This window comes from Leifsonia sp. Root1293 (genome assembly GCF_001425325.1).
Classification (GTDB): domain Bacteria; phylum Actinomycetota; class Actinomycetes; order Actinomycetales; family Microbacteriaceae; genus Orlajensenia.
Window position 1 is genome coordinate 1,112,998 of record NZ_LMEH01000001.1, and the last position, 26,070, is coordinate 1,139,067.

A 26,070-nucleotide genomic window follows, 5' to 3' on the forward strand; every position below is an offset into this window, starting at 1 on the left:
TGAAAGTGATTACTTGGCGTCGGCGTCGGCTGCAGCAGCCTCGACCGGTGCCTCGACGGGAGCCTCGGCCTCGACGACGTCGAGAGGCGTCTGAGCCTCGGCGACCTCGGTTGCGACGTCGGCCTCAGCGGCATCGGCGACCTTCTCGGTCTCGGCCGAAGCCTGCTCCGGGGTGCTCTCGGCGCCGGCCTGGAGAAGCTCGGCCTCCCACTCGGCGAGCGGCTCAGCGGGCTCCTGGCCCTCTTCGGGCTTCTGGTGGCGCTGGATGAGACCCTCGGCAGCGGCATCCGCGATCACACGCGTGAGCAGTGCGACGGAACGGATGGCGTCGTCGTTACCCGGGATCGGGTACTGGACCTCGTCGGGGTCGCAGTTCGTGTCGAGGATGCCGATGACCGGGATGCCCAGCTTCTTGGCCTCGTCGATCGCGAGGTGCTCCTTCTTGGTGTCGACGACCCAGAGAGCCGACGGCGTGCGCGTGAGGTTGCGGATTCCGCCGAGCGACTTGTGGAGCTTGTCGAGCTCGCGCTTCTTGATCAGCATTTCCTTTTTCGTGAACCCCGACTTGGCGGTGTCCTCGAAGTCGAGCTCCTCGAGCTCCTTCATGCGGGCCAGACGCTTGTTGACGGTCTGGAAGTTGGTGAGGAGTCCACCGAGCCAACGCTGATTGACGTAGGGCTGGCCGACGCGGGTGGCCTGCTCGGCGATGGTCTCCTGAGCCTGCTTCTTCGTTCCGACGAAGAGGATGGTGCCGCCGTGGGCGACGGTCTCCTTGACGAAGTCGTAGGCCTTGTCGATGAAGGCGAGCGACTGCTGCAGGTCGATGATGTAGATGCCGGAACGCTCGGCGAAGATGAATCGCTTCATCTTCGGGTTCCAACGGCGGGTCTGGTGCCCGAAGTGAACGCCGCTGTCGAGCAGCTGGCGAATGGTGACGACGGCCATGGCCGTACTCCTTCTTCTCAGTTGTGCCTCCGATCGGATGACCGGACGCCCTGGTGCCCGGCGCACGCCCGCTGCTCCCCGGAAGAGGTGCAGACTGAATGGGTGTGTCGGCCGAAACGGCACGCGTAGTCAGCGCTCGAAGGCGCTGCTCGGATCAGTCTAGCAGTTCACGGCACGCCACTCCCCCACAGCTGCAGGCTACGCACGAGGTCAGCACAACAGCGGTCACCGACCCTGTAGAGCGCGCCGGGACACGGATGCTGAACGCATGCCTTCCTGCCGTCGCAGCGCCATCATCGTCATCGCCTTCTGCGCCGTCGTGGGCTGCCTGGGGTTCGGCGGGTCCTCCGGCGCCGGGGCCGACGAACCGGCGCCCGCCGCCGACTGGCGGTGGCCGCTCGCCCGTCCGGTGAGGGTGGTGGCCGCTTTTGAGGCGCCGGTCACCCGGTACAGCGCCGGGCACAGGGGCATCGACCTGGCCGCGGCATCCGGCACCCCCGTGCTGGCACCGACGGACGGCACCATCTCGTTCGCCGGAACCGTGGTCGACCGCCCTCTGCTGACCGTCGACCATGGCGACGGAGTGCTGGTCAGCCTGGAGCCGGTGCTGGCGAGCGTCGTCGAGGGAGACGCCGTGGCACGAGGACAGCCGATCGGAGCCGTCGCCGACGGTGGTCACTGCGGCGGCGGATGCCTGCACGTCGGGGTGAGGGTGTTCGGCGAGTACGTGTCGCCGCTCGCGTTCATCACCGGGCTGCCGCGGGCGGTGCTGCTGCCGATGGGGCGCTGAGACCTGAGGGCGGAAGCGGAGGTGGACGAGGCGTCGGTGCCGGGGCCGGGACCTCCTGCTCCGACGCGCGTCGGCTCGGTCAAGCGCGGGGGTGCGCGGTCCTGTAGCTCTCGCGGAGACGCTCGGTCGACACGTGGGTGTAGATCTGCGTCGTACCGAGGCTCGCGTGCCCGAGCATCTCCTGCACGGCTCGGAGGTCGGCGCCACCATCGAGCAGGTGCGTCGCCGCCGTGTGGCGGAGGGCGTGCGGTCCGGATGGTCCACCCCCGGGCAGGTCGACGAGGAGTCCGGCGACGAGTCTGTACACGCTGCGGGTGCCGACCCTGGCGCCGCGTGCGCCCAGGAAGAGGGCGGCGGCATCCGGTGCCGCACCCGTGGCCCGCGCCAGCAGCGCCGGTCGCCCGAGGCGCACGTAGTCGACGATGGCATTCAGCGCGGGCAGGCCGAACGGCACGACCCGCTGCTTTCCGCCCTTGCCGGTCACACGCACGGTGAGGCGGTCGAGATCGACATCGTCGACGTCGAGGCCGACGATCTCGGAGACCCGGAGTGCCGAGGCGTAAAGCACCTCGACGATGGCCAGGTCACGTCGCGCCACAGGGTCTCCCTCGGCCGAGGCGTCGACCAGCGCCCCGATGAGGGCGTCCATCTGCCCGCGGGTGATCACTCGCGGCAGGCTCCGAAGCGGCTTGGGCGACCGCAGTCGCACGCCCGGGTCGTCTGGAATCTCGCCCGTGCGCGCCAGCCAGGCCGTGAAGCCGCGAGCGGACGCGGCGTGGCGGGCGATCGTCGAGCGGGCGAGGTCCCGCTCGGTGCCCGCCCAGAGCCAGTCACGCAGGAGGGGCAGGGTGATGGCGTCGAGGGTGGTGACACCGTTCACCTCGGCGAAGTCGATGAGCTCGGCGAGATCGGTGCGGTAGGCGCGCACCGTGTGCTGTGAGAAGCCCCGTTCGATGCTGAGGTGTCGGCAGTAGTCCTCGAGTGCACTCTCGAGTTCACTCGGCACCGATTCCGGCGTGGCGGGGGTGACGCCGTGCGCGTCAGCCATCGACGGGTCGCTGCCTGGAGAAGGCATCGCGCCGACCCTCAGCGTCGAGTTCGAGCATGCGCGCGGTGAAGTCGGACCCGAAACGCGTGACCGTGCGCGCCGTCGTCAACGGCACGACCGAGTGCACGACACGGTCGTCGTAGACGTGCACGAGATTCAGCGACTGCCCGGCGTCAGTGCCGATCAGCTCGTCGACGGGGGCGGCCAGGTCCATCGTGTAGCAGGTGGCCGCGGCGACGGAGACCGGGATGCCGGCGAACAGACTCGTGGAGGTGTAGTGCAGGTGGCCGCCCAGGATGGCCCGGATGTCGCTCCCCTCGATCACAGCCGCCAGGCGCTCCTGGCGTTCGAGCTCGAGGATCTGCATCGCTCCGATCGCCGTCGGGATCGGAGGGTGGTGGAGGGCGAGGAGCGAGCCGTGCTCGGCGGGCTCTGACAGAACGTCGGCGAGCCAGGCCAGTTGGGCATCGTCGATGGCACCGTGGTGGTAGCCGGGCACGCTCGTGTCGAGGGCGATGACGCGCAGGCCTCGCACCGTCGTCACGGTGTCGACCGGGGCCCCGGGCGCCGTCTCCTCACCCGTGACACCGGCGGAGCCGGCGAGGAGCCCGCGGCGGAACGGCATCCGTTCGTCGTGGTTGCCCATGACCCAGATGACCTCGGCACCGATGCGGGCTGCGACGGGTTCGACCACGGATCGCACTCGCGCGTACGCATCGGGTTCGCCACGGTCGGTGATGTCGCCGGTGAAGACGAAGGCGTCCAGGCGGATGCCCGATGCCTCGAGCCGCTGGAGTGCCGCCGCCAATCCGGTGTCGGTGTCGACAGTGCCGTAGAGCGGCCCGCCGGCGAGGAAATGGGTGTCACTGAGATGGGCGATCACGTGTCCGGGCGCCGGGTACTGCCCGAACTGCGGGGGCAGTGCTGCGTCGACCATGAGTGCGCCTTCCGGTGATCCTTGCTCACCACGATAGGGCGCGGCACCGACGTCGCTGGGTTCGGCGCACCGGTGCGCGGCCGTCCACTCACCGTCTCAAGGTCGCCTCATGGCCTCACCTCCCCCGAACCCAGCCGGATTCCCTCTGGACGACTCGCTGCTCGAGATCGAGGGCTCCCAGGACCCCGGCGACGACGGAGACGCCGAGGCCGGAGCGACGAGCGATCTCGTCGACGCTGCGCGCACTGCGGCCGCTGAGGGCGTCGATGACCCGCAGCTCGTCGCTGGTCGGGTCGGGCGTCGAGCCGCCGGTGCCCGCAGGGGCGCCGTGCCCAGGAGCGCCGGATGCCGTCGGGTCGGCATCCGGCAGCAGTTCGAGCATCTCCTCGACGCTCGTGACGCACACGGCGTCGTAGTCGCGGATGAGGCGATGACAGCCCGCACTCGTGACGCTGGTGATCGGGCCGGGTACTGCCCCGAGAGGCCGCCCGAGTGCTGCAGCGTGTCCGGCCGTGTTGAGGGAGCCCGAGCGCCAGCCCGCCTCCAGGACGACGGTGGCCCGGCTGGCCGCGGCGATCAACCTGTTGCGCTGCAGCAACCTACGATAAGTACATGACCACTCGTGCCGCCGTCTATCTCCGAATCAGCCGCGACGATCAGGCGACCGGGCTTGCCGTCGAGCGCCAACGCGCTGACTGCCTCGCAATTATCACCGCTCGCGGCTGGGAGCTCGTGGGCGAGTACGTCGACAACGCTGTAAGCGCGTCGAAGCGGACAACGAAGCGCCCGGACTACGACCGGATGGTCGCGGCCTATGAAGCGGGGGCGTTCGAGGCACTCGTCTGCTACGACCTCGACCGACTCACGCGCCAGCCGCGCCAGCTCGAAGACTGGATCGACGCCGCGGAGGAGCGCGGGCTTGTACTCGTGACCGCGAGTGGCGAAGCCGATCTCGCCACCGACAACGGCCGCATGTTCGCTCGCATGAAGGCGACTATCGCGCGTGCTGAGATCGAGCGCAAGGGCGCGCGCCAGCGTCGAGCGAACCTCCAGCGCATCGAGAGCGGAAAGCCAGCGCCCGGCCGCCGCCGCTACGGCTACGAGCTCGACGGCGTGAATCCTAGACCCGCGGAGGCCGCGGTCGTCCGGCGGATGTTCGAGCACGTCGCCGCGGGCGGATCGCTTCGCTCGATCGCTCGCGCGCTCGAAGACGAAGCCGTCGATCCGGCCCCCGGCCGCTCGTGGTCAACGGGCCGTATCCGCTACATCCTGAAGAATCCGACCTACAGCGGCGAAGTTCACAGCTTCGGCTCGGCGCTGCCGTCTGACGTCCTCGTACCGATAATCGAGAGGACGCTTGCTGAGGAGGTGCGTGCGATCCTCGCCGACGAGTCGCGACTAACGACGCCCGGCCCGGCTCCGAGGCATCTAGGCTCAGGCCTCGCCTCGTGCGGCGTGTGCGGCGGGCTCATGTTCAACCTCGCGAAGGCGTATCGCTGCAAGGCTGACAGCGCCCATCCGACGATCACGAAAGAGCGTCTGGACACTCGCCTTCGTGGGGAAGTAGCCCTCGCCTTCCTCGCGTCGGGCGGCTCGCTGAGCGAGGAGAGGAGCGACACCACAGTCGCTCCGCTCGTCGCCGCGCTTGAGAAGAACGACCGCGCCGCGCGAGCCACCGCTGAAGACCGTGACGAGGGCCTCCTCTCCCCGAAGGCCGCACGCGCCCGGTTGATCGAGCTCCGTGTCGAGCGTGTGGCGATCGAGCAGCGCCTTTCGAGTGCCCGCGTTGAGCGATCGGCTTCGTCTGTACTCGCGGACGTTGCTCACGAGCTCCTTGCAGGGGATGACATGACTCCGGCGAAGTTCTTCGGCGACATGACGGCAGCGGTCGCGGCGCGGTTCGAGACGCTCGACCTCGACCGCCAGCGGGATACTGTCCGAGCCCTCTTGGACGTCACAGTGAACCCTGGCAGGGACCCCCGCCGCGTTGTGGTCTGGCACAAGGTCGTGACGAAGCTCAACCCGGAGTCTGCGCTCGCCGTTGACATCGTCGGCGAAGGCGAGAGCCGTGGTCCGGGCGACAGATCGAACCGTCGCCCTGCGCGCGCGACCGTCTGACCGGGATCTCGCCGACTGAGACGCCGCGGGGCGCGTGTAGGCGCACTCACGCCGGACGTGAGCGGCCCGGAGTGCTCGCTGAGCTTCTCGCGGCCCCTTCGTCGTCTCTAGGAGTGGCGAAGTGACGGAAGTGACTCCTAGTTCCCTTCCCCTCTATAGCTCTCTCTCACTTAAGGGGGGAATGCAAGAGTGACGTAACTTCGTCACTCCGCCACCGCTGGCGCATCGCGCCCGGCGGCGTCGCAAGAGAGATCGTGTAAACGTGAGCAGACCACCCGCCCCCGGCCGCCTTCTCTTGTGTACGGGGAACACATCCCTGCCTTCGGGAATTCCGGTCCGACCACGATCTAACGCTGAAGGCCGCGGATAGGCGCAGAAGCCTATTGTCGGTCACACCCCGGCCGCCTACTCCTTCGAGGCCACCTAGGGCCTTCTCTTGTGAGAAGCACTCAACGCCGAGTGTTCTCCGCCCCTCCGTGTCGCGCGGGCTTACTCCTTTCACCGCGCGACGCTCGCCGCAGCGGCGATCGCACCCTGCGGCCGCGAGCGCGCCTCCGGGCTGTCGTGGGTCCCCACGAGGCGCGCTCGCCCCTCCTATTTCCGCCGTCGACGGCGCGGGATCAACCCCGCAGCCCTTGACTGCGGCTCGCTCGCCGAGGCAGGTCCTCGCGAGCACACTCCGGCGCATCCCGCGCCACTTCAGGCACACCGACGTCGGCAGGTCCGGCGGCGCGACGCCCCGCCAGAGGCGGACTCCTCACACCCACCACACACGACCCTCAGGAGTTACACACCATGCCCAACACCATCCTCACCGCAGACGAGATCGCGACCATCGGCGCAGCGCTCGTCGGCTCGGACCTCGGACTCGCGAAGCTCTTCAGCTCCGACGTCGCCGCCGACTTCGGCGGCGGCACCGGCGAGACGATCCGCGTCCGCATCCCCGGCGCTGTCCCGTCGCGCGAGCGCGCCGCGAACGACACCACCACGGCCCTAGCCGTCGACACGATCACGGAGCAGTCCGTACCCGTGACCCTCGACACCCTGGCGTACTCCAATGTCTCGCTCTCAGTGTCGGAGACTGAACTCGGGCTGATCGACTTCGGCAAGCAGGTACTTGAGCCCCAGACTCGCGCGATCTCGCGGAGGGTTGAGCAGGAGGCCGCCGCGGCGCTCCTCGCTACTCCGACGACTGAGCTCATTTACACCGCCGCGACTCCCGCGAAGCTGTTCACTGCGATCCGGAAGACCCTCCGAGATCGCGGCGTCAGCGCCGAGTCGAAGATCGTCGCCGTAGTGGGTAGCTCCGTCTACGCGGACCTTCTCGACGGCCCGCTCGGAACCTGGGACGCGAACGGCGTCACCGTGCGAGGGATCGAGATCCACGAATCCAGCCGTCTGGGTGCGGATGACGTGGTCGCCTTCGTCAAGGAGGCCTTCTCGCTCGTCGTGCGCGCTCCTGAGCCTCCGGCCGGAGCCGGGTACGGCGCGAGCATCCGCGCCGAGGGTGACTCGCCGTTCGCACTGACCCACTTGCAGGCCTTCGACGTCGCGACCGGCTCGGACCGCTCGATCGTTGAGGCGCTCGTCGCCGTCGTCCCGATGCCTCAGGCGAAGGACAACGAAGACGGAACCGTCGCCCTCGTCCCGCACGGCAACGTCGTCCGCGTCGACACAGCCGCGTAAGCACCACACCCCTGACGGGGCAGCCCTCTCCTGTTCTGAAAATGCGAGTGGGGCTGCCCCGCCTTTCGTTTACCCGATCACTGTCGGTCACAGTCACCCCAAGGAGCACCGTTGTACACCGTCCTCTGCGAGCACTGCGGCGCACCCTTCGCCGCCCGTAGCCCCCGCGCCCTGACCTGCGGCCAGCGATGCCGTCAGGCACGTTCCCGAACCTCCCGAGCTGAGCTCCACGCTTTCGCCGTCGAACTCATTCTCGACGAAGCCGACGCCTACGAGCTCGACGACTACAAGTCGCCCGGCTACGTCGACCGGCTCCTCGGCTCCTGAGCTTCGCCGCCGAAGCCGCTCACACTCCGCCGACCTTGAAAGGCCGCTAAATGTCTCTCCGTAAGTCCGCTCTGATCCTCGACGTCATCGAGGAAGCCCTCGCCGAAGTCCCGCCCACCGATCCCGCGATGCGCGAACGTCAGACAGCGTCGATCGCCGCTCACCGTCTGAGCGATGCGACCGTTGCTGTGATCCGCGAGCCCCTGGATCTCGCATCCGCGCCTCTCCCGGCAGATCTCGCCGACGTCGACCCGGCGACCCGAGAAAGCCTCGACGCCGTCGCCCGCCGCTTCAGGATCACGGCCGCCGCCGCCCTCTCGCTCGCGCGTAGCGGTCAGCGGGCCCGCGCGACGGTCGCCCTTCACGGAACGGTCGCCAGCCGTGCCGAGTAGCACCCTCAGCCTTCAGCTCGACGACGGGCGGACTCGCATCATCGAGAGCGATGCCGATCCGGACTAGCGGCGTTTACACGACCGCAGAGCTCGTCCGCGTGTCCGGACGGCACATCCCATGACCGACACCGCGATCACCTTCCCTGACCCGCGCCGCGCCGTCCGAGACACACTCCGCGACTGCCTCGCGGGACACCGAAGCCGCCGCCAGCGTAACCGCGTCGACGAATCCGATCTCCGGCGCGACCGGCGACCGCCCGCCCTGCCTTCACACTTAGCTAGTCGTCGTCTCCATCGACGTCCAGACCAGCGTCATCGCCGCCGAGACCAATGACGGCGCTGTTCCTAATGGGTCTCCGGTCGTCGGGAGTGCCGACACCCTCCCAGATGGCGTGCGACGCGGAAACTGCCTTAGCCCACTTCATCACCGTCTTGGCCACCTCGACCGGCGCTTCATTCTCATCAATCGGTAGCAGCACCTGACGAATGTGGTCCTTCGACAACTTTCCGTAGCTCGTTCCGCCGCTCTCGGTCCAAAGCTGAAGCCTGACGGCCTCACTCCGTAGGGTCGCGAATATCCACCCAGCCGGGTACTTGGCGACTGTCTCGGGTTTCGGTCGGACTACGGCGACGCCGTCAGGAGAACCGACTATGTTGTCTTCTCCCGCCAGAAGCATCCCGATGTTGCGACGCTCCGGTCTCACGAGACCGACGATGATGTCTCCTTCCCGCAGCTTGTAAACCTTCGCCGATTTCCGCGCTGCGATCTGCCACGCCCGCTGCGGCTCCTTCGGGAACGCAAGACCTTCGACAGCTCGAATGTCTTCCCCCTCGACGAGACGGTATGCCGCCGATGGGGTATCGAGGAGGTTGATAAGTGAGGAATCGCCGTCCAGCACCTCTGCCACGTCCGACAGCCGAACGTGCTCGCCTGTGCCAACGTTTCTCAGATTGGCGAGTGCCGACACCGTTAGGCGACGTGGCTTCATATCCAGAAGGTCACTTCCTGAGATATCCGCCAAGGTGGCGCCCGCCCAGTCAGTCGGCACGCTTGTCGCATCGTCGGTCTCCGCCATGAACTCGGCGAAGGTCTTCCTAACACGGGCGAAGTCAGTGTCGAGCACTAGCTCGTTGTGATCGTCTCGGCGCTCCAGGCCGGTCTGCGGATCACGAGCCGGGTCGGGAGAGAAGCTCTTGCCGAGCTTGTATCCAACCTTCCGGACTAGGTCCGTGTGAATCGGATAAGGGGCGGAAGGACGTCCGACCTTCTCCAGCTTGCGAGCAATCAAGATGTTGGAACGCAGGTCGGCGTCAGACTTCAGGAAGATGCGCCGAGGAAGCTCTACAAGGCTCAAGATCTGGAAATGCGAGAGGATCCACTCTCTCACGTAGCCGTAGCTCGGCGTACAAAGGTACCCCTCGGGAAGGATGATCGCGAGTCTTCCGCCGTCAGCAAGCAACTTGTAGCAGCGCTCGATAAAGAGGAGCCCCAGCTGTTGCTGCTTCATCAGCTCGGAGCCCTTTTTCCACGTTCCGTCGGCTTGGCGTTCCCAGCTGTGGCCAAGGTCGTAGTGCTTGAGGACCGTAGATCGGTCTTCCAATGTACGGGCGCCAAAGGGCGGGTTACAGAGCACTACATTCATACTCTTCGCCCACCTGGTGTGGTTCTCGATCGAATCAGCCCGTTCGAGGTTCGCCTGACCGTCTTTGTTGAGGATCATGTTGATCACGGCGAGCTCGTAGGCCTGCGCATCTTTGTCCATGCCGTAAATCCGCTGGAACGCGTCATCGTCCCCTTGGGCAACGCGCGAAGTCATTGCTGCGCTCAGGAAATCTGCGGTACCCATCGCCGGATCGGCGACCTTGTCATTCGGTCCCACATCGACCATGTCGACCATGGCGTCGATGAGGGTGATCGGCGTGAAGTACTGATCGAGGGACCGCTTAAACACGGCAGGCACAAAGGACATAAATACCTGCTGCATGACGTCATTCGGCGCCGAGCTGAGATTGATGCCCTGAATCGCGCGCACACAGCCTCTGAGCGCGTCCTCCGGCAACTCCGACCCGGTGCCGCTCTTGAATAGGGTCTTGGCTCGGTCATAGCGAGTCGCGGTCTGCTTGTAGACGCCCTGGACCCGCTTGAGGAAGTTCGGATCGGCGCCGTCGAAGACCTGCAAGTCGAGAACTCGGTCCGCACGTGCCTTCGCGGCCTTCTCGTCTACGTACCGAGCGAGGAGCAACTTGACGGTCTCTTTGTATCTCAGCTGTTCATCGTTGATGCCGTGGCTCCGCATCACGTTGGCGATGGACTGAAGCGTCGCCACGAGGTTTTCCGGCGGTACCAGCGTCGACAGCGTGAGGGGCTTCGACTTGTACTTCTGCCCGTACGCGGGCAGGTTCGCCAAGACATCTTCGCCGATGCGAACGACCTGCTGATCGTTCTCTTTTACGACCATCTTGTGCAATAGCAGCTGATTGGCGTCATCCCAGTACACGCCGAGAACGGTCATCGACGGCATCACACGCATCGCTGGAACGAGCTGATTGTCGATCCCTGACTTCTTACCGCTGGACTCTCGCTTTATCTCCGCGACGAGCACAACATGGTCTAGGCGGTCCGCCATTGGGGCCTGCCTCATCTCGCTAGCGGGCGAGTCGTAGACGATCACATCGGCCCGCAGGCTGTTGCGCCCCTTCTCGCCGAGAGACTTCAGGACGACGGTCTCGACCGCGATGTTGGCAGCAGGGTAATCGCGGTTCAGGAGGTACCGCAGGAAGTCGATGCGGCGCGCTTCCTCGGTTGGTGTCAGTCCGTCTTTCGCAAGCGCGCCAGCGGTCAGCTGACCGCGAATCGGGCAGGTCAGCAGTACAGATGTTGTTGCCTCATTGACGGTTGCAGTAGAAGTCACTCTTATCCCCTCGGTGCGACGTAGGTCCGTCGCCGCCGCAAGCTTAAACTGCCCGACCGACTTCGCTCGCCGACGCACGAGCGCGAATCAAAATAAGCATCCCATCGGGTATGGCCGAGCTGAGCCGCGGGGTGGGGCAGGACTCCCCCTGCCCCGTGCCTCCCCTCCCTGTGCGGCTTAGCGTCTCCGGGTGCGCGCGGGTCTGAGGCTTTCAACAATCGCAAGGGACCCCAGGCACCCGGAGCCCGGAACACGGCCGAAAGCCTCTCAGCAATCCCCACAGCAATTCTCCTGGCCTTTCCAGGCCGGGCGCTCCTCTTAGCAGTGACGCTCGATGCACAGCGCGCTAGGCCCTCTGGACTTCGGCTTCGTCGATCCACCGCGCCAGCAGGCTCAAGGTCGCCAGACGCTCCAGCGCTATGACCTCCTCAACGTCGACGATCGGATCATGGCTCACTGGGTTCCTCAGCGCTGCGAAGCACCCCTCCCCCAGCATCCGGATTCCGCGCCGCAGACTCTTGGCCGTGGACCCTCCGTCCTCATCCGGCAATCGAAGGCGCGGACGCCCCGGTACCGGAGCCTCGTCGCTGAACGCCTGCAAAATGAGATCCTTCTCACTGACATCCCGACGACCGATCTTGTTCTGAAGCTCGGCGTTGATCTTCGTCGAGGCGGCGCGTACGGCCTCCCCGTAATGCCCGCTCTGCCATAGGGATCGCGCACCGTCCCAGACCCACGGATGCATGGCGGCCGCAGTGAGAGTAGGGGCGTTGTCACCGAGTTGCTCGGCAACCAACGCGCCGCTCTTGATCTCAGCGAGGGCACGCACTGCGGCAGCCCTGTGCTCACGCCACAAGCCAGGACGCGTGACGTCGACGGCGTTCCTCCATCCTGGAGTCACACGATCCATGATCTTCTCGACGATTTGGGCCGACGCGATGATCTCGTCCTCGGTGGCGGCCGTGCTCTCGTACGAGACCATGTCGCCCTCGATCCACGAGAGCGTCGTCATCTCGACGTGCCGTTGAAGCTGGTCAATCGCCCAATCGTTATTCACGTCACGAGCGTAGCCATAACCCCGACCGCCTGTACGAGGCGTTTCGCGTGCAGGAAGCAGCGCCACTGTTCTAACCCGCATGGGGACGTGCTTGACGCTCAAGCGACGGCGGGTAGCCTCAGTTCATGCCCGAGGATGACGATGGCTCGCCGCTGGGCCCGCTGTGTCCCGCGTGCGGAGGCGAGCTCTCTCGGGAGGCCATAGCGCCCGATGGGAAGATCCTCGTTCTGTTCGTGTGTCACGAATGTGGCCCGGCCTACGGGATCACCCCTTTCGAGGCGTAGTAGTACCGATCGAGGATGCGGAACGGCTCGGTTCGTGGAGCGTCCACGCCCGGCGCAGTAGTGTCCAGACATGGACTTGCGATCCGAAACACAGACGAACCCGGTTGCCGACGAAGTCTCCGCGATCACGGCGGTGGTCCGTCCGATCCTCGTCGGCATCTTGTGGGCACTGAAGGATACGATCGCCGACAGGGTCGGGGGGCGCGAGGTCATCGACCTTGAACTACTCTCGCGACTTCGCCGTCCGGGCGACGGGGACTGTGGCATCTGCTTCGAATACGCCGTCCACGACGCCATGACGCGCTGCGATGCTCCTGTCGTCGAACGAATTGCAGACGCCCTCAGCCTCTGCAACGTCAGTGGGGCCGAGATCGGGTCGATCCTCTTCGGTGCCGAGAAGTCCGGCGCCCAGCAACTAATCGAAACAGCACGCGACGAGCTCACCAGTGATTCGATACTCATGTCTGGATCACGCGGCCGTCCCGTCAAGCTGAAGGCTCACATCAACGCTGTCGCCCAAGCCTTCCGTTCGCGCGCCGGACGCGACGCCCTGCCGCAGAGCATCAGCGGTCTGTGGAAAGCCGACCTGTTCGTGGGGGCTACCGATCTCGACCGTTGGGTAGGCACGACGGTCAAGATCAACGAGACAGCTCTTGAGGGTGCACGCGGCCTTCGAGTCGGTGTTGTACCCACACGCCACGGGGTTAGCGACGCCGTCCGTAAGGACGAAAGCCGGAACCTAGTCATCTGTCCCCTGCCCTACGACGGGGAGTTCATGGAGATCTTCTATATGGCCTGGGAAGTCGTTCAAGCAGTACTGGCGGCAGACGCCAGGATGCCACGCGAAGTTAACCTACCCAGAGCCGCGCAGCGTGAGGTCGCGAGGCGACTCGTCGACCGCCGAAGCTTCGCAGTGCTTGACATCGTCGAAGCACTGAACGCGTTGTCACAGCCGGAGCTCCTGCAGACTGCGGAGACGAGGGCTGAGATCGAAACGACGCGATCGGGTGAAGGCGACAGCACAACGACAGCAATTATTGCCCCGCTGCCGAATCTTCGGAGCTGAGTGCACTTATTGCGGATTGCACTGCAGGAAGCGCCACTTGGTGGGCTGGGATCCGCAGGGCAGCTCCGAGATCACGGCACCGACGGAGGCGATGCGACTCAGCAGGTCGTCGTGGCCGGCCGGATAGAAGCGATCGACACCGCCGGCCAGGAAAGCGATGGTGAGGCCGCCGCTTGCGAGCGCGGACCTGTGGGCCATGCCGTCGATGCCGTAGGCGGCGCCCGAGACGATGGTCAGGCCCCGGTCAGCAAGTCCCGACGCGGTGTCCGTGGCGATCTGTTCGCCGTACAGGGAGGCTGCGCGGGCCCCGACGAGCGCTATCGAGCGGTCCAACCCGAGCAGCGCGTCGTCGACGCCGCGCACCCACAACGCGATCGGGGCGTGCACCCCGAGGTCGTCGACGCCGCCCGGCCACAGCGCATCGTCGGGCAGGAGGAGCCGCGTGCGGGTGCCGGCCGCGGCGACGAGCGCCTGCACCACGTCGCCGGAGCGCAGCCGTGGACGCCAGCGGCGGCATCCGTCGTCGAGTTCCCGCTGCAGGCGTGGCCGATCAGCCGAGCCGGCTGGATCGATCCGCCGGGCGAGGAACTCCGGACTCTCGTCGCGGAGGAGCGCGTCGAGGGCCGCATCGGGGCCGAGGGCCGTGATCAACAGTCCGGCGGCTCGATCGCCGGGCTCGGCCAGTAACGACCACGCAGCGCGCGCGAACGCCCTGTCCGCGTCGGGAGGGGCGAGCGGGGCCTCGGCGCACACGCCACCGACGAGTCGGCCGATCTCGGCCTCAGCCAATCCGAAACGGGTCATCAGCTCGATCCCTTCCTCAGGAAGATGGCCTGGCCCAGATGCTCGGCAGACGGCACGGACGCGCCGTCGAGGTCGGCGATCGACCAGGCCACCCGCAGAACGCGGCAGTAACATATGTGTCATGGCGAACCCAACGAGAGCGGCACTCTATCTTCGGCAGTCGCTCGACGTCCAAGAGGGAATCGATCGCCAGCGGACCCGGTGCCGCGCCCTCGCAAAGGCTCGAGGATGGTCGGTCGCCGGTGAATACGAGGACAATGAGGTCTCGGCTTCCAAGGTCCGCGGGGCCAACACTGCGTGGGCTCGAATGCTCGACGACGCGAGCGCAGGAAAGTTCGATGTCGTGGTGGCCGTGGATCTGGACCGCCTCGTGCGCTCGGTGCAGGATCTCGTGACTTTGACCGAGACAGGTGCCAAGGTTCTGACCGTCGATGGAGAGATCGACCTCACGTCTGCAGATGGCGAGTTCCGCGCGACCATGCTGGCCGGAATCGCCCGCTTCGAGACGCGTCGAAAGGGCGAGCGCCAGCGGCGGGCAAATGCCGATCGAGCCAGTAGAGGCAAGCGATCTGGTGGCCGACGCCCATTCGGGTACGACCAGGACGGGATCGCCGTCCGGGCACAAGAGGCAGCTGCGGTGCGCGAAGGTTACGCAGCCCTGCTCGCCGGCGTTCCCGTCGCCGAGATCGCCCGGGATTGGAACGCTCGAGGTCTCGTAAGTGGCCAGAAGCGGCAAGCGCGCTCCGGCCACGCCGGGGAACCGTCCCCGTGGGTTCCGTCCTCTGTGCGGCTGGTGCTCCTGAACCCGCGATACATGGGGAAGCGGGCGCACCTTGGAGAGATCGTCGCTGATGCCGAGTGGCCGGCGTTGGTGGACGAATCCACCTGGCGAGCCGCTGAGGCCGTGTTGACGAATCCGGAGCGCTTCACCGGTAAGTCGACCGCTCGCTACCTGTTGTCTGGGCTCGCTGTCTGCGGCGTCTGCGGTGCCACGGCCCACGCGGGCGGCAACGCACGGCGAGGAATCCGCGCTTATCGTTGTTCTGGCTCCGCTGGGCACTTCGCCCGGCGCGCCGAGCCAGTCGAAGACTTTGTCGGGACTGTGGTCGTGGCCCGTCTGAGCCAGCCTGATGCACGCGAACTACTGTCCGAACGGGATCACCCCGACCTTGGCGCGCTTCGCGATGAAGCGAACGGTGCTCGAGCACGACTCGATGCGTTAGCCGTCGACTTCGCCGACGGTGCGCTCACGTCATCGCAGTTACGAGCGGCAACCTCACGCCTGCGAGACCGCCTGGCAGCGATCGAGGCCGAGCTTGCAGACGCTGGCCGCACCGACGTGCTCGGCCCCCTCGTGGATGCCGAGGACGTCGCACAGGCATGGAACGGCCTCAGCGTGGCCAGACAACGAGCTGTCATCACCGCACTGATGAGGGTGACGCTGCATCCCCCCGGCAGGGGCACGAGGTTGTTCCGCCCTGAGAGCGTCGGAATTGATTGGCTCTCCCCCGCAGACTGAGCGCACGCGCCTCTCACACAGGGGCTAGCGCGAATAGAGGTGCCCCCGGGCTGTTGGAGCAGACCGAGGGCGTCGTCCGAATCACAACTAGAGAGGAATCCGGACATGAGAATCATGACAGACAACGAATCCGCCGATCAGGGGGTGGCCCCTGATGCCGTCGGCACCGAGGAGGCCGAGATGTGCAGTCTCGGCGTCCCCGGATGCGTTCTCCAACACGAGGACCGTTTCGAAAACGGCTTCCATCAGCTGCTCGACTCGAAGACCTTCCCGTTCGGAATGGGCAGCCCATTCGAGATCGCCGTCTATCAGGACGAGGACGGCACACGGGCGAGTGTGTGGCCGAATGTGCACAACGACGGCCTGAGCGCAGCTGACCTCCGGGCGGCCGCAGCAGAATACGAAAAGGTGCCAGCGCTGCTCCGAATGGCCGCGGACCGGCTCGACGCATCATGAGGACCTCGACAATGGCGTCCCGTCCAGTGCTGCTGCGCCAGTCCTCCTGGGTAGCTCGCACACTCCTCGATCGAGCCCGTCGCGGCTAGTGAGCTGAACCGTCAGAGACCGGGCCCGTCCCGCTCTCTGACGGTTCAGGACACGCCGCGTGAGAATCACTCCTGTCGCCGCTAGCTGCTATTTTCTTTAGTAGCTAGCTCCGCTTATCTCAAACGAAAGTAGCGTCCACCGCAAGACAGCCTCCCGAGTCGGGAACACCGAGAGACATCCAGTCTCTCCGACTCTTCGGAGGCTTTACTCTTGCCCGCATGGACTGTTGAACGCGGCCGCGTAGCCGCCTTGTCCCGATCGCGCTCCGCGAATGATCCGGACCTACTCGACGCCCGGCGCAATCTGCGCGCTGCGCGTCTCGAAGACCACGTCGCGAAAGTGGTCGCCGAAGCGCCACCTCTTTCCAACGAACAGCGCGACCGAATCGCGGCTCTACTTCGAAGCAGTGATGCCGCTTGACCGCTGGTACCAAGGCCGGGAATCAGGAGACGGCCACAGTGGAAGAGCTGATCCGCTATGCCCACACTCGCCTAAGCACCGAAGGCGAGACTCTTCCGCCTGCCCGGGTCTCAAAGCTCATCCGCAGGCTGATTCATCGCTGCGGGGAACGGCGAATCGACGCCGCCAGGGTGGCTCTCGACGACTACATCGAGTCCAGGACATGGATCAGGTTCGATCTGTTCGTCAACGGATACGTCGATCCGACGGGAGCGCACGCCGCGCGGAATTTGGACATGTCCGGCGCCGCTGAAACGATGGCGGCGCGTCGCGCTGCCGCAGTTCGCGGAGGCTGACCCCCATGGGCATCCAGCGAACAGTGATGTCATTCGAGCGGGACTTCACGCAGATTCCGAACGCCTGGCTACGCGACATCCGACTGTCTCGGCGCGCTAAGGGTCTCCTGGCTGAACTGATGACACACCGCGTGGGCTGGCACATATCCATCGCCTCCCTGCAGGCCGCCGGCACCGAGGGTCGCGACGCCATCCGGAAAGCCATTGCAGAGCTTGCATCGCTCGGCTATCTCGAGGTCAGTCAGGCCCGCGGCGGTCGGGGCCGGTTCAACGAAGTCGAGTACGAACTCTCAGAGCCCACCGGTGTCGGATTCTCAGTCACCGGCGGATTTACCGACAGCGGTGCAACCGACATCGGTGAATCCGACACTAAGAAGACAATCTCTACAGAACACGAGCGAGAAGAAGACACTCTCGTTCGAGAGTTCGCGGAGTTCTGGTACGTGTATCCCCGCAAGACCGGCAAAGCCGACGCTCGCCGAGCGTTCAAGTCGATCCGCAGGACCACCGAGCTATCGACGATCATGGCCGGCGTCCGAGGCTTCGCCCTACTTCAAGCGGGCGGAGACAAGCGATTCGTGATGGAGGCCGCCAAGTGGCTCCACGGTAGGCGTTGGGAGGACGAGGAGCAGATCCCAGCGATTGAATCTCGCAGCCCGGCGGAGACTCCCCTGCAGCTCACCCAGTACTGCAGCCGCCACCCGGACTATGTTCTCGACTTCCGGAGCGGTGAGTGCGCGAGCTGCGAGCGGCAACGATCTGAGGTGGCCTCGTGACCCTCTGCGCAGCCCACATCGGCGAGGCGCACCCACCGAGGTGCCTTCAGTGCGACATCGAGGCCGGCCTAGAAGCTCAAGCGAGCCGACCTCGGGTCGGATTCATTCCAGGCAGCGCTTGCCCCCTGCACCGCGATTATCCAATTCCCTGCGCGCGTTGCGCCCGCGACTTCGACCGGGCCGGTTGCTAGTCCTGTTCCGTATCGGGTGATGTGGGTGCAGGGTCCGTGACTGGCCCAGCGAACGAGGAGGCCTCGGCCGGTGCACCCACCACGCTCAGTACGCCACCCCAAGCGATCGGTTTCGCGAGGTCCGCCTCCAATTTGTCGGCCTCCGCATCGAACCACGCCGGCTTTCGCGACTTCAGGCGCCACGCGTTCAATTCGTTGATCGTCTCATTCACAAGGATCGAAGCCTCGAAGGACTTCGCGAGAGGCGCTCCATCCGTGTTCTGAAGGCGAGCCAAGGTCAGAACGACCATCGAAAACCATCGCCCGACGACCACGTCCCGCTTGCGTGTTATCGCCCAGTCGAAGCTCCATCCCGGCGCCATGTACTCCTGGTCAAAAGGAGCTTTCTCGTTCACCCGCTTCCCTAGATCCCGAAGCTCCTGGATCGCAACGAGCATTCGTGCGTCGCGCTCGATCCGCCGATCCGTCCGACGCTTCGCCTCGTTTGCCCAGATCACGCCGGCGAGCGCAAGCAGGGCTGCGCCAACCGGCACGGCGATGCCTTGAATGAGCTTGATCGTGTCATCGAGCGTCCAGACGTCCGTGGCCATACCCGAACACTATCCCTCACGCATTCACGTCTGGAGACCCCCGAATGACCGACTACCGCGACATCGCGAAGAAGCACGAGAAGCGCGCGAAGCGGTATCGCCGCGCCCTGTTGCGCGTCCAATCACAACTCGAATACCTCGCCGACCAAATCGACGAGATCCTCACCCCTGATAACACGAACCCACACGAAGGAGCATGACCATGGCACTCGACGCAGGAGAGATCGCAGAAGTCCGCGCACTCGCACGAGAGGAAGCCGCGAAGCTCGTCGGCATCAAGCTCGACGCGGCTGGCAAAACCGGCGCCCAGACCTACAACGACGCGATCCTCGCGAAGATCGCCGCCGGCGGTGGCGGACGGTGAGCGTCAGCGACGGTAGTCGCCTGTTCGCCACTCGACGGCGTGACCCCATCGACGTCGAACAGTCCTCCGCTGTCGACGAACCGGAAGCGCAGACGGCGCTCGGCATCCAAGCCGGTCGCAACCTCTTCAGCACCCGACAGTCCCGAAAGGAACCCAACGCATGAGCATCACGACCGATGCGCTCGCGCTCGTCCCCGGCCACACCGAGCGCGACCAGATCCTCACCACACTCGGCGTCGCCGGCGTCGACCGCAGCGGAGCCACACCCCGCTACCGGCTGCCCAGTGAGGCACCGTCCGCCGAACCCACCGAACCCCGAGTGCGCGCCGAGATCGCCGCACTCGTCGAGCAGCTCGTCCGCGACGGTCAGCCCATCCCCGACGACGTCGCCGCACCCATCCTGGAGGCCGCCCGCCAGGACACACTGAACCGCGAGCGCAAGTACTTCATCGACAGCGTGGCCGTGTCGTGGCACCACACCTCCCCGTTCAACAGCCACAGTGTGCGGCCGGCGTTCAAGTACCTGCGTGCCGTCCTCGCTCGACTCGTGGTCGAAGCGAAGGACATCGGCGAGACCCTCGGCGGACGACGCACCGCGGACACTGCCATCGCCGGCACGGACGAGCAGATCCAAGCGTGGAAGCGACTCGGAGAGCTAGCTCGGGACTACGACGAGATACGCGCCGTGCAGGTACGCCTGTACAAGGAGCTCGGAACTGACCTCACCCCAAATCAGAGCCCGATCAACACCGCCGTCGCCCACTACGCCAACGCCCTCGACCTACTCCCCCGTGAGCTGACCAATGGCACCCGACACCTGAAGCCAGGAGCAGGGATACCCGAGCTGTTCGACAACACCCTCGGCGCCGCAACCCGCCTGCTCGTCATCGCCGAGCACACCACACCGTGGGTGCCAGACGCAGAGGCGTTCATCAACGCAGCACAGGCACTCAGCCACTACCTCAGCACAGGCGACGAACAGTGGAGAGACAACCACCTCCACATCACAGGACAGAAGACACCCACACCTCAGCGCGACCCCTCAATGGCAGCACGCAAAAGACGAGAGAAGCAGAGGGTGCGCGAGCTCATCGGCACTGGTGACTACGACGCACGCAGCACCGGCACAACGATCCCGATCGGCGGCCACTGATGAACCGGGGGCACCACCCCCACCCCCACCCATCTCCCAGTACCGGAGGGGTGCTGCAGATTCCCATCTCTGCATTGCACCCTCACGGTTTTTTCGGAGGCCACGATGACCGCGGGTAGCGATCTAGTCGCGCAGATGAACGGCGCTCTGCCTGTTGGAGCGGAGTGGGACGAGCGCGAATTGGCTCTTCTCTCACTGGCGCAGCGGCAGGCGGACGACATCGAACTGCTCGAGAAGGTCCTGAAGGATCAGGGCCCCATCGTGACTGGCTCCATGGGCCAGGATCGGCTGAATCCGATCTTCACCGAGGTGCGGCAGGGCCGGCAGGCGCTGGCGAAGATCCTCGAGGCGATCAAGCTGCCTGACGAGGGTCTGAACGGCCGAGTGAAGGACCGCAAGAAAGTGGCCGCAGCTGAACGCAGCTGGCAGGGTCGCCCTTCGTATCGGGATGCCGGCTGATGGCGCGATGGAAGGCGGCACAGCCTGCCGCCGACGTCGACATACGCGCCGCACTGCGCGCGAAGTACGAGGCGGAGGCGGAGCGCTTCAGCACCCCAGCCGACGGCGAACGTTGGGAAGGCGGCGACGAGATGATCCGGTACATCCGGGTTCACACTCTCAACCACACGACCCCGATGATCCGCCGAATCGACGCCGGCGAGCCCGTGCACGTGCGCGGCTCAGCACTCCGCCGGTTCGTGGACGGACTCAACCCGCTCGGGTTCTACAGCGTCGAACCCGACAACTCGATCCGAGTGCTTTCACGAAAGGACTTCTGAGCGCTCCGTCACTGGATCTGGCAGGTAATACGTGGATCTCGCGCTTTCCCGATCCTCGGGTTCCATCTTTGAAACGTGAGTCCACCAGTTCCACCACCGGGGTCGTTTTGGGTCGATCCACCGAACTTGGACGGAGTAAACATCTTCTCCGTCCACATGTCGAGGGACAACAAACTCAGCGATCGTTCCCGCTCGGGCGGACCGGTCACTGAAGAGGAGATCACCGGCGGGCATCCACCCCAAATTGATTGTTGGCAACACCGTGACGCGTCGCGCTTCGTCAGCACTCCTGATGATCATGTGTCGGGTCGAGGCCTCGTACTGGAACTGCCAGACACCTTCGACTCGTCCCCTGTACGCCGCGTGCTTCTTCTGAGCCTGATCTCGGATTCCCTTCGCCCCTAGCCGTAGAAGCCACCCGACCCATACCGCGACGACGGTCAGCACAACGGAGATGACCACTTCCCATCCGTTTACTGGTTGATCCCAAGCCATGAGCTGACCCTATTGGCCGGCGCCACCATTCGTGCGCAGGCCTACACGAACCAGGCAAGACACGAACCACAACCGTAAGGAGTCCTGAGCCATGACAGATGTGATCGACGAAGTGCGTGCCCTTCGGGCCGTGCTCGGAGTGCTCACCACCGATCCGGTGATGATGGGCCAGCTCGAGGATGACCTACTCAACGATGCCCGCGGCTACCCCGTCGCGGTGTGGGAGGTCGTCCTGCGGATGGCGAACATTCTGGCCAGCGACTGGGTAGAGAAGTTCACCGCACCCGGCGCCGCCTTCGCGCTCCGCGAGGGTATCGACCAGATCGCCCGTACCTAACCCGTCTACACCTCCGGCCCTTCCGCGCCCTGCGGAAGGGCCGTTTTCGTTCCCTCTCCCGGTGGAGAAAAGACCGATAACAATGACCGATCGGGTCGTGAAAGTAAGCCTGCTTGCGCAGGTGTCAAACTACGTGGCCGGCTTCGCTCAGGCGAAGCAGGCCACCGACAGAGCGTCGAAGTCGGCGCAGGAAGCTGCCGCTCGGTTCGAGGCACAGAACCAGTCGATGACGAAGCTCGGCACCGGGCTCCTCGCCATGGGCACCCTGGCCGCCGTCGGCGTCGGGCTGGCGATCGCCAAGTACGCAGAGTTCGACGAGGCGATCGCGAAGGTCTCAGCCACCGGCGCGGACGCCACGAACAACATCGAGGCGCTCCGCGAAGCCGCACTCGACGCCGGCGCGCGTACCGTGTTCTCCGCCACCGAGGCTGCCAACGCCATCGAGGAACTTGCGAAGGCTGGCGTCGACGCGAAGGAGATCCTGGACGGCGGTCTCGACGGCGCCCTGGCTCTCGCTGCGGCCGGCGGTCTCGACGTCGCCGACGCTGCAAGCATCGCCGCCACGGCCCTGAACACGTTCAACCTCGAAGGCGCCGACATGGCGCACGTCGCCGACCTGCTCGCCGCCGGTGCAGGCAAGGCGATGGGTGACGTCTCCGACCTCGGTGCAGCCCTGAATCAGTCCGCGCTCCTGGCGAAGTCGACCGGCCTGTCGATCGACGAGACCACCGCGGCACTCTCCGCCTTCGCCTCGCAGGGCCTCCTCGGCTCCGACGCTGGCACCTCGTTCAAGGCCATGCTGCAGCGCCTGACGCCGCAGTCGGCCGAGGCGCAGGAGGAGATGGACCGTCTCGGGATCTCCGCTTACGACGCGGCCGGCAAGTTCATTGGACTCGAGGAGTTCTCCGGCAACCTGGCGACCTCGCTCGCGGGCCTGACGGATGAGCAGCGCAATGCGACCCTGGCTACGATCTTCGGTTCCGACGCCGTGCGCGCCGCGACTGTTCTCTACGAGGAGGGTGCCGACGGCATCGCCAAGTGGGAGAACAAGGTCAACGACTCCGGCTACGCAGCCGAGACTGCGGCAAAGCGCCTCGACAACCTGAAGGGTGACGTCGAGCAGCTCGGTGGAGCGTTCGACACGGCGCTGATCCGGTCGGGCTCGGCCGCCGACGGCGTACTGCGCCTCTCTGTGCAGACACTGACCGACCTCGTGAACATCTACAACTCCGCACCCCTCCCGGTGCAGCAGACCGCCCTCGCACTCGGCGCACTCGCCGCGGCTGGACTCCTCGTCACTGGGGCGTTCCTCGTCGCGATCCCGAAGGTCGCCGAGTTCCAGATCGCGCTCGCCACCCTGCGCACCTCGAACATCCCAGGTGTGGCAGCGGCCGCGGTCGGCGCTCAGACGGCAGTCACGAAGATGGGTGGAGCCATGAGCTCGGCCGCACGGTTCCTCGTCGGGCCGTGGGGTATCGCACTCGCGGCCGCTGCGGTCGGCGTCAGCCTCCTCACCAAGATGATTGAGGCCGGTCAGACGTCGTCGAATGAGTTCGCGAACGCCCTCAAGCGGGCCGCGACGGGCGCCGAACTTCTGGCGCTCGCAACCAAGTCGGACGGCGCGACGACGGCGCTGTTCGGCGACTATGCCGACGCGCTGAAGGATCTGCCCGGCTTGCTTGACAAGTCCACAGCCGCAGCTGACCAGTTCTTGGGCTTCATGAATCTGAGCACGAATGAACTCGGAGCGGTCGACGCTCTCGACCGACTGGGCAAGAGCCTCGGCACGCTCGCGGCGGAGGATCTGCCAGCAGCGCAAAAGGGATTCCGGGCCATCGCGACACAGTACGACCTCACGACCAAGCAGCAGGGGAAGCTGCTCCGCACCATGCCTGCCTATGAAGAGGCTCTCAAGGCGCAAGCGACCCAGCTCGGGGTCAACGTCACGTCCTCGGACAAAGCAGCGAACAAGACGGCGCTGCTCGAGCTCGCCTTCGGCGAAGCGACGCCGACCGCGCTCGAGGCCGCAGACGCGTACCTGGCCGCTGCTGACCAAGCCGCGGGTCTCAACGACGAAGTCACCGGACTCGTCGACGCGATTAACAAGGCCAACGGCATCGGCATCGATGCGGTGTCCGCGAACATCGCCTATCAGGATGCTCTGTCGAAGGTCGCTGAGCAGATCGCGAACGTCCGTGCGGGCACTGAGGGGTATGCGGCCGGTCTGGACGTCGCCACTCAGGCAGGGCGTGACAACTACAACGTCCTGCTCGACCAAGCTGAGGGTGGGCAAGCTGCCGCCGACGCACAGTTCGCGTTGGACGGGAACACGAAGAACTACGTTGCCGCCTTGCAGGCGAATCGAGACAAGGTGCTGCAGAACGCCCGGGATCTCGGCGCGACCGATGCTCAGGTGCAGTACCTGAGCGATCACATCGTCGCCATGCCCAACCAGAAGCAGATCGACATCATCGCCGACACGTGGACCGCGCAACGCCAGATCGACGCGTTCATCGCCAACACGAACGCGCGCGTCGCGACGATCACCGTCAACGCTACGAATCCGGCCATCGGGTTCGGGCTGGGTGACGGGCACGCGACGGGTGGTGCGATCTACGGACCGGGAACTGGGACTTCGGACAGCATCTTCGCCCGGCTGTCGAACGGGGAGCATGTGCTCACCGCGGCTGATGTCGCCGCGATGGGTGGCCAAGCGAGTGTGTACGCGTGGAGGCGCACCCTCCACGGGATGCCCGCCTACGCAGACGGTGGCCACGTGCAACCGCAGTACGTCACCGGCGGCGGCAGCTCTGGAAGGTCGGCCGCGGGCGCCACCTTCAACAGCACTGTGCAGATCGTGCCGCAGCCGGGCAAGTCTGTCTGGCAGCAAAGCCTCGAGGCATCGCGATGGGTGCGTTACAGCTTCGGATACGGGGGTTGAGACTCACGGCGAGTGAGCGCTCACGCGCTTGGCGAGTGTGTGAGCGCCCGTCCCGGCGGTTCTACTGCTGCTGCTGGTTCGAGTTGTTGATGTTGATGTTGAACCCGCCGCCAGGCTGGGGCTGCGGGGCCGGTGCCGGCTTCGCTGCCGGTTTGTTGCCCTTCGCCGCGTTCCACATTCCCTTCAGATCCCCCGCCTCGGCGGCCTTTCCGAAGTTCGTAGCGTTGTCTCGGTTGTCTGCAAACCCATCGGGCATGGGGTGCTCCCTTCCTCGGGTGGCCCTGACGTTACTCCGGGCACCGGGAGCAGCGCTAGTTCCTATGGACTCCCGGGGAAGGTTTCACGTCGGTCCATGTCCGTTCCCCTTGTCTACTAACTGTTCCGTTTTGCACGGATTCGCTCGAGCCTGGCCGGGCCTTGGAAGATCTCGCTAAGAACCTCGGCCATGAGCGCGAGTATCTCCTCGGAGTCAGTTGCGTCGGGAGCAACATCGATGTCGCCGTGCGCCATGTCATTGCCCGCGAAGCGGACTTCGTGCGCTTGTTCAGCAATGGCTGGTCGAATGAAGCTGGCGTCCTTCAAAGCGTTGATCTTCGTGAACAAGTTCCCGCTGAGAATGTCCTTCTCTTTCGCAGATGCTTCGATGACGGTACGCGCCATGAGGATGGCTGCCATGTGATTGCCGACACTGGCGCTTGAATAGGCCTCCTGTGCCGCCCGCTGGATGTGGACGGGGACGTCGTCGACTGTTGGCGCTACACCGACCCTCGGGTACCACTCGAGAGGTAGGTCGCTGCTCGCAACTCCTTCTTTCACTTGGCCTAAATCAATAGAGTTCCCGTACCGGTAGCCAGATACACCACGAGCCGCGGAGATCTCGCCGCAGTGATCACACTCGGCAGCGAACCTCAGCGCGTCCCCCTCCTTTAGCACGCGCCCCCACCGAATAGTGAAGTGCGAATAGCGGGCACAGAAGGGGCATGTCGTGGAAGCTGAGGCCATGTCTCTGATTATGCCCAGCGGAAAGCCTTCTACGGTACTGGGCATGACGATACGAATCGAGTTCCCGCCAGCGCTGATGACGAAAGAGCTCGCCGGGTACTACCTGTCGAAATCCGTTCGGGAGATCGACGAGCTACGCGCGAAGAAACTCCTCACCGCCGTCGGGGACTCGAAGCGAGTCATGTTCACGAAGGCCGAGCTCGACCGGTATGTCAGCTCGCTACCAGAGCGAGGGTGAGCCAAGCCAGGTCAGCTT

29 protein-coding genes are annotated in these 26,070 nt (G+C 65.4%); 18 read left to right on the forward strand and 11 right to left on the reverse strand.

The features are described from left to right. Positions 1–9: 9 nt before the first annotated feature. Entirely contained in the window at positions 10–945 is a 936-nt protein-coding gene (gene rpsB, locus ASC59_RS05150; RefSeq protein ID WP_055819104.1) for a 30S ribosomal protein S2, read from the reverse strand. Between the two features lie 268 nt (positions 946–1,213). Between rpsB and ASC59_RS05155 the strand changes: the two genes are divergently transcribed. Then, positions 1,214–1,735, forward strand: a complete 522-nt coding sequence (locus ASC59_RS05155; RefSeq protein WP_055819107.1) for a murein hydrolase activator EnvC family protein — start codon at positions 1,214–1,216, stop codon at positions 1,733–1,735. 79 nt (positions 1,736–1,814) lie between these two features. On the opposite strand, the gene ASC59_RS05160 is transcribed toward ASC59_RS05155, so the two are convergent. The 3 genes from ASC59_RS05160 to ASC59_RS05170 form a co-directional block, all read right to left on the reverse strand. Further along, positions 1,815–2,783: a tyrosine recombinase XerC gene (locus ASC59_RS05160; protein WP_055819111.1), complete on the reverse strand. Its 969-nt coding sequence runs from the start codon at positions 2,781–2,783 to the stop codon at positions 1,815–1,817. After that, entirely contained in the window at positions 2,776–3,720 is a 945-nt protein-coding gene (locus ASC59_RS05165) for a phosphodiesterase (RefSeq protein ID WP_055819114.1), read from the reverse strand. Before ASC59_RS05165 ends, ASC59_RS05160 begins: the two co-directional genes overlap by 8 nt. A gap of 115 nt (positions 3,721–3,835) precedes the next feature. Continuing rightward, positions 3,836–4,318 (reverse strand): DNA-processing protein DprA, encoded by a 483-nt coding sequence (locus ASC59_RS05170; RefSeq protein WP_055819117.1) that lies wholly within the window; start codon positions 4,316–4,318, stop codon positions 3,836–3,838. Between the two features lie 14 nt (positions 4,319–4,332). On the opposite strand from ASC59_RS05170, the gene ASC59_RS05175 reads away from it, so the two are divergent. The 4 genes from ASC59_RS05175 to ASC59_RS05190 all read left to right on the forward strand — a co-directional run bounded on the left by ASC59_RS05175 (position 4,333) and on the right by ASC59_RS05190 (position 8,243). Further along, entirely contained in the window at positions 4,333–5,838 is a 1,506-nt protein-coding gene (locus tag ASC59_RS05175) for a recombinase family protein (RefSeq protein WP_055819120.1), read from the forward strand. 795 nt (positions 5,839–6,633) lie between these two features. Further along, a complete protein-coding gene (locus ASC59_RS05180) occupies positions 6,634–7,524 on the forward strand; it encodes a P22 phage major capsid protein family protein (RefSeq protein ID WP_055819123.1) in 891 nt (296 codons plus the stop codon). A 111-nt stretch (positions 7,525–7,635) separates the two neighbouring features. Further along, positions 7,636–7,851 carry a hypothetical protein gene (locus tag ASC59_RS05185; RefSeq protein WP_055819126.1) on the forward strand — a complete coding sequence of 72 codons (216 nt, stop codon included), beginning with the start codon at positions 7,636–7,638 and terminating at the stop codon, positions 7,849–7,851. Positions 7,852–7,901: 50 nt separating this feature from the next. Then, complete coding sequence (locus tag ASC59_RS05190) at positions 7,902–8,243, forward strand: hypothetical protein (RefSeq protein WP_055819129.1); 342 nt, start codon at positions 7,902–7,904, stop codon at positions 8,241–8,243. A gap of 278 nt (positions 8,244–8,521) precedes the next feature. On the opposite strand, the gene ASC59_RS05195 is transcribed toward ASC59_RS05190, so the two are convergent. Together ASC59_RS05195 and ASC59_RS05200 are read right to left on the reverse strand one after the other, a co-directional pair. Further along, positions 8,522–11,155 (reverse strand): N-6 DNA methylase, encoded by a 2,634-nt coding sequence (locus ASC59_RS05195; protein ID WP_055819132.1) that lies wholly within the window; start codon positions 11,153–11,155, stop codon positions 8,522–8,524. 346 nt (positions 11,156–11,501) lie between these two features. Next, positions 11,502–12,314 carry a TIGR02391 family protein gene (locus ASC59_RS05200; protein ID WP_082513403.1) on the reverse strand — a complete coding sequence of 271 codons (813 nt, stop codon included), beginning with the start codon at positions 12,312–12,314 and terminating at the stop codon, positions 11,502–11,504. Between the two features lie 252 nt (positions 12,315–12,566). Here ASC59_RS05200 and ASC59_RS05205 point away from each other — a divergent pair, with 252 nt between their 5' ends. Next, the gene (locus ASC59_RS05205) at positions 12,567–13,562 is read left to right on the forward strand and encodes a hypothetical protein (RefSeq protein WP_055819140.1); all 996 of its coding nucleotides are present in this window, start codon (positions 12,567–12,569) and stop codon (positions 13,560–13,562) included. Positions 13,563–13,568: 6 nt separating this feature from the next. On the opposite strand, the gene ASC59_RS17355 is transcribed toward ASC59_RS05205, so the two are convergent. Next, on the reverse strand, positions 13,569–14,366 hold the full coding sequence (locus ASC59_RS17355; protein ID WP_055819143.1) for a DNA-processing protein DprA: 798 nt from the start codon (positions 14,364–14,366) through the stop codon (positions 13,569–13,571). Continuing rightward, complete coding sequence (locus ASC59_RS17150) at positions 14,366–14,482, reverse strand: hypothetical protein (protein ID WP_157488070.1); 117 nt, start codon at positions 14,480–14,482, stop codon at positions 14,366–14,368. Before ASC59_RS17150 ends, ASC59_RS17355 begins: the two co-directional genes overlap by 1 nt. 5 nt (positions 14,483–14,487) lie before the next feature. Here ASC59_RS17150 and ASC59_RS05215 point away from each other — a divergent pair, with 5 nt between their 5' ends. The 4 genes from ASC59_RS05215 to ASC59_RS05225 all read left to right on the forward strand — a co-directional run bounded on the left by ASC59_RS05215 (position 14,488) and on the right by ASC59_RS05225 (position 17,962). Next, the gene (locus tag ASC59_RS05215; RefSeq protein WP_082513405.1) at positions 14,488–15,885 is read left to right on the forward strand and encodes a recombinase family protein; all 1,398 of its coding nucleotides are present in this window, start codon (positions 14,488–14,490) and stop codon (positions 15,883–15,885) included. Positions 15,886–15,990: 105 nt separating this feature from the next. Further along, positions 15,991–16,341 carry a hypothetical protein gene (locus ASC59_RS05220; RefSeq protein WP_055819148.1) on the forward strand — a complete coding sequence of 117 codons (351 nt, stop codon included), beginning with the start codon at positions 15,991–15,993 and terminating at the stop codon, positions 16,339–16,341. A 506-nt stretch (positions 16,342–16,847) separates the two neighbouring features. Then, positions 16,848–17,186 carry a hypothetical protein gene (locus ASC59_RS17155; protein WP_157487920.1) on the forward strand — a complete coding sequence of 113 codons (339 nt, stop codon included), beginning with the start codon at positions 16,848–16,850 and terminating at the stop codon, positions 17,184–17,186. A gap of 5 nt (positions 17,187–17,191) precedes the next feature. Continuing rightward, complete coding sequence (locus tag ASC59_RS05225) at positions 17,192–17,962, forward strand: hypothetical protein (protein ID WP_055819151.1); 771 nt, start codon at positions 17,192–17,194, stop codon at positions 17,960–17,962. Between the two features lie 187 nt (positions 17,963–18,149). On the opposite strand, the gene ASC59_RS05230 is transcribed toward ASC59_RS05225, so the two are convergent. Further along, positions 18,150–18,743, reverse strand: coding sequence for a hypothetical protein (locus ASC59_RS05230; protein WP_055819154.1), 594 nt, complete (start codon positions 18,741–18,743; stop codon positions 18,150–18,152). 44 nt (positions 18,744–18,787) lie between these two features. On the opposite strand from ASC59_RS05230, the gene ASC59_RS17160 reads away from it, so the two are divergent. The 7 genes from ASC59_RS17160 to ASC59_RS05255 all read left to right on the forward strand — a co-directional run bounded on the left by ASC59_RS17160 (position 18,788) and on the right by ASC59_RS05255 (position 24,812). Then, positions 18,788–18,943: a hypothetical protein gene (locus ASC59_RS17160; RefSeq protein ID WP_157487921.1), complete on the forward strand. Its 156-nt coding sequence runs from the start codon at positions 18,788–18,790 to the stop codon at positions 18,941–18,943. Between the two features lie 2 nt (positions 18,944–18,945). Further along, complete coding sequence (locus tag ASC59_RS17165) at positions 18,946–19,107, forward strand: hypothetical protein (protein ID WP_157487922.1); 162 nt, start codon at positions 18,946–18,948, stop codon at positions 19,105–19,107. A 160-nt stretch (positions 19,108–19,267) separates the two neighbouring features. After that, positions 19,268–20,260 carry a hypothetical protein gene (locus tag ASC59_RS05235; protein ID WP_055819156.1) on the forward strand — a complete coding sequence of 331 codons (993 nt, stop codon included), beginning with the start codon at positions 19,268–19,270 and terminating at the stop codon, positions 20,258–20,260. A gap of 105 nt (positions 20,261–20,365) precedes the next feature. Further along, positions 20,366–20,719 carry a hypothetical protein gene (locus tag ASC59_RS05240; protein WP_157487923.1) on the forward strand — a complete coding sequence of 118 codons (354 nt, stop codon included), beginning with the start codon at positions 20,366–20,368 and terminating at the stop codon, positions 20,717–20,719. Continuing rightward, on the forward strand, positions 20,719–21,039 hold the full coding sequence (locus tag ASC59_RS05245; RefSeq protein WP_055819162.1) for a hypothetical protein: 321 nt from the start codon (positions 20,719–20,721) through the stop codon (positions 21,037–21,039). The genes ASC59_RS05240 and ASC59_RS05245 overlap by 1 nt, the downstream gene beginning before the upstream one ends. 586 nt (positions 21,040–21,625) lie before the next feature. Then, positions 21,626–21,871, forward strand: coding sequence for a hypothetical protein (locus ASC59_RS05250; protein WP_055819164.1), 246 nt, complete (start codon positions 21,626–21,628; stop codon positions 21,869–21,871). Between the two features lie 82 nt (positions 21,872–21,953). Next, positions 21,954–24,812 carry a phage tail tape measure protein gene (locus ASC59_RS05255; RefSeq protein WP_082513407.1) on the forward strand — a complete coding sequence of 953 codons (2,859 nt, stop codon included), beginning with the start codon at positions 21,954–21,956 and terminating at the stop codon, positions 24,810–24,812. Positions 24,813–24,873: 61 nt separating this feature from the next. On the opposite strand, the gene ASC59_RS05260 is transcribed toward ASC59_RS05255, so the two are convergent. Next, positions 24,874–25,068: a hypothetical protein gene (locus ASC59_RS05260; RefSeq protein ID WP_055819170.1), complete on the reverse strand. Its 195-nt coding sequence runs from the start codon at positions 25,066–25,068 to the stop codon at positions 24,874–24,876. Positions 25,069–25,184: 116 nt separating this feature from the next. After that, entirely contained in the window at positions 25,185–25,859 is a 675-nt protein-coding gene (locus ASC59_RS17695; protein ID WP_082513408.1) for a DUF4145 domain-containing protein, read from the reverse strand. Between ASC59_RS17695 and ASC59_RS17450 the strand changes: the two genes are divergently transcribed. After that, entirely contained in the window at positions 25,798–26,052 is a 255-nt protein-coding gene (locus ASC59_RS17450) for a hypothetical protein (protein WP_200942334.1), read from the forward strand. The two genes, ASC59_RS17695 and ASC59_RS17450, sit on opposite strands and share 62 nt — an antisense overlap. Positions 26,053–26,070: the final 18 nt, after the last annotated feature.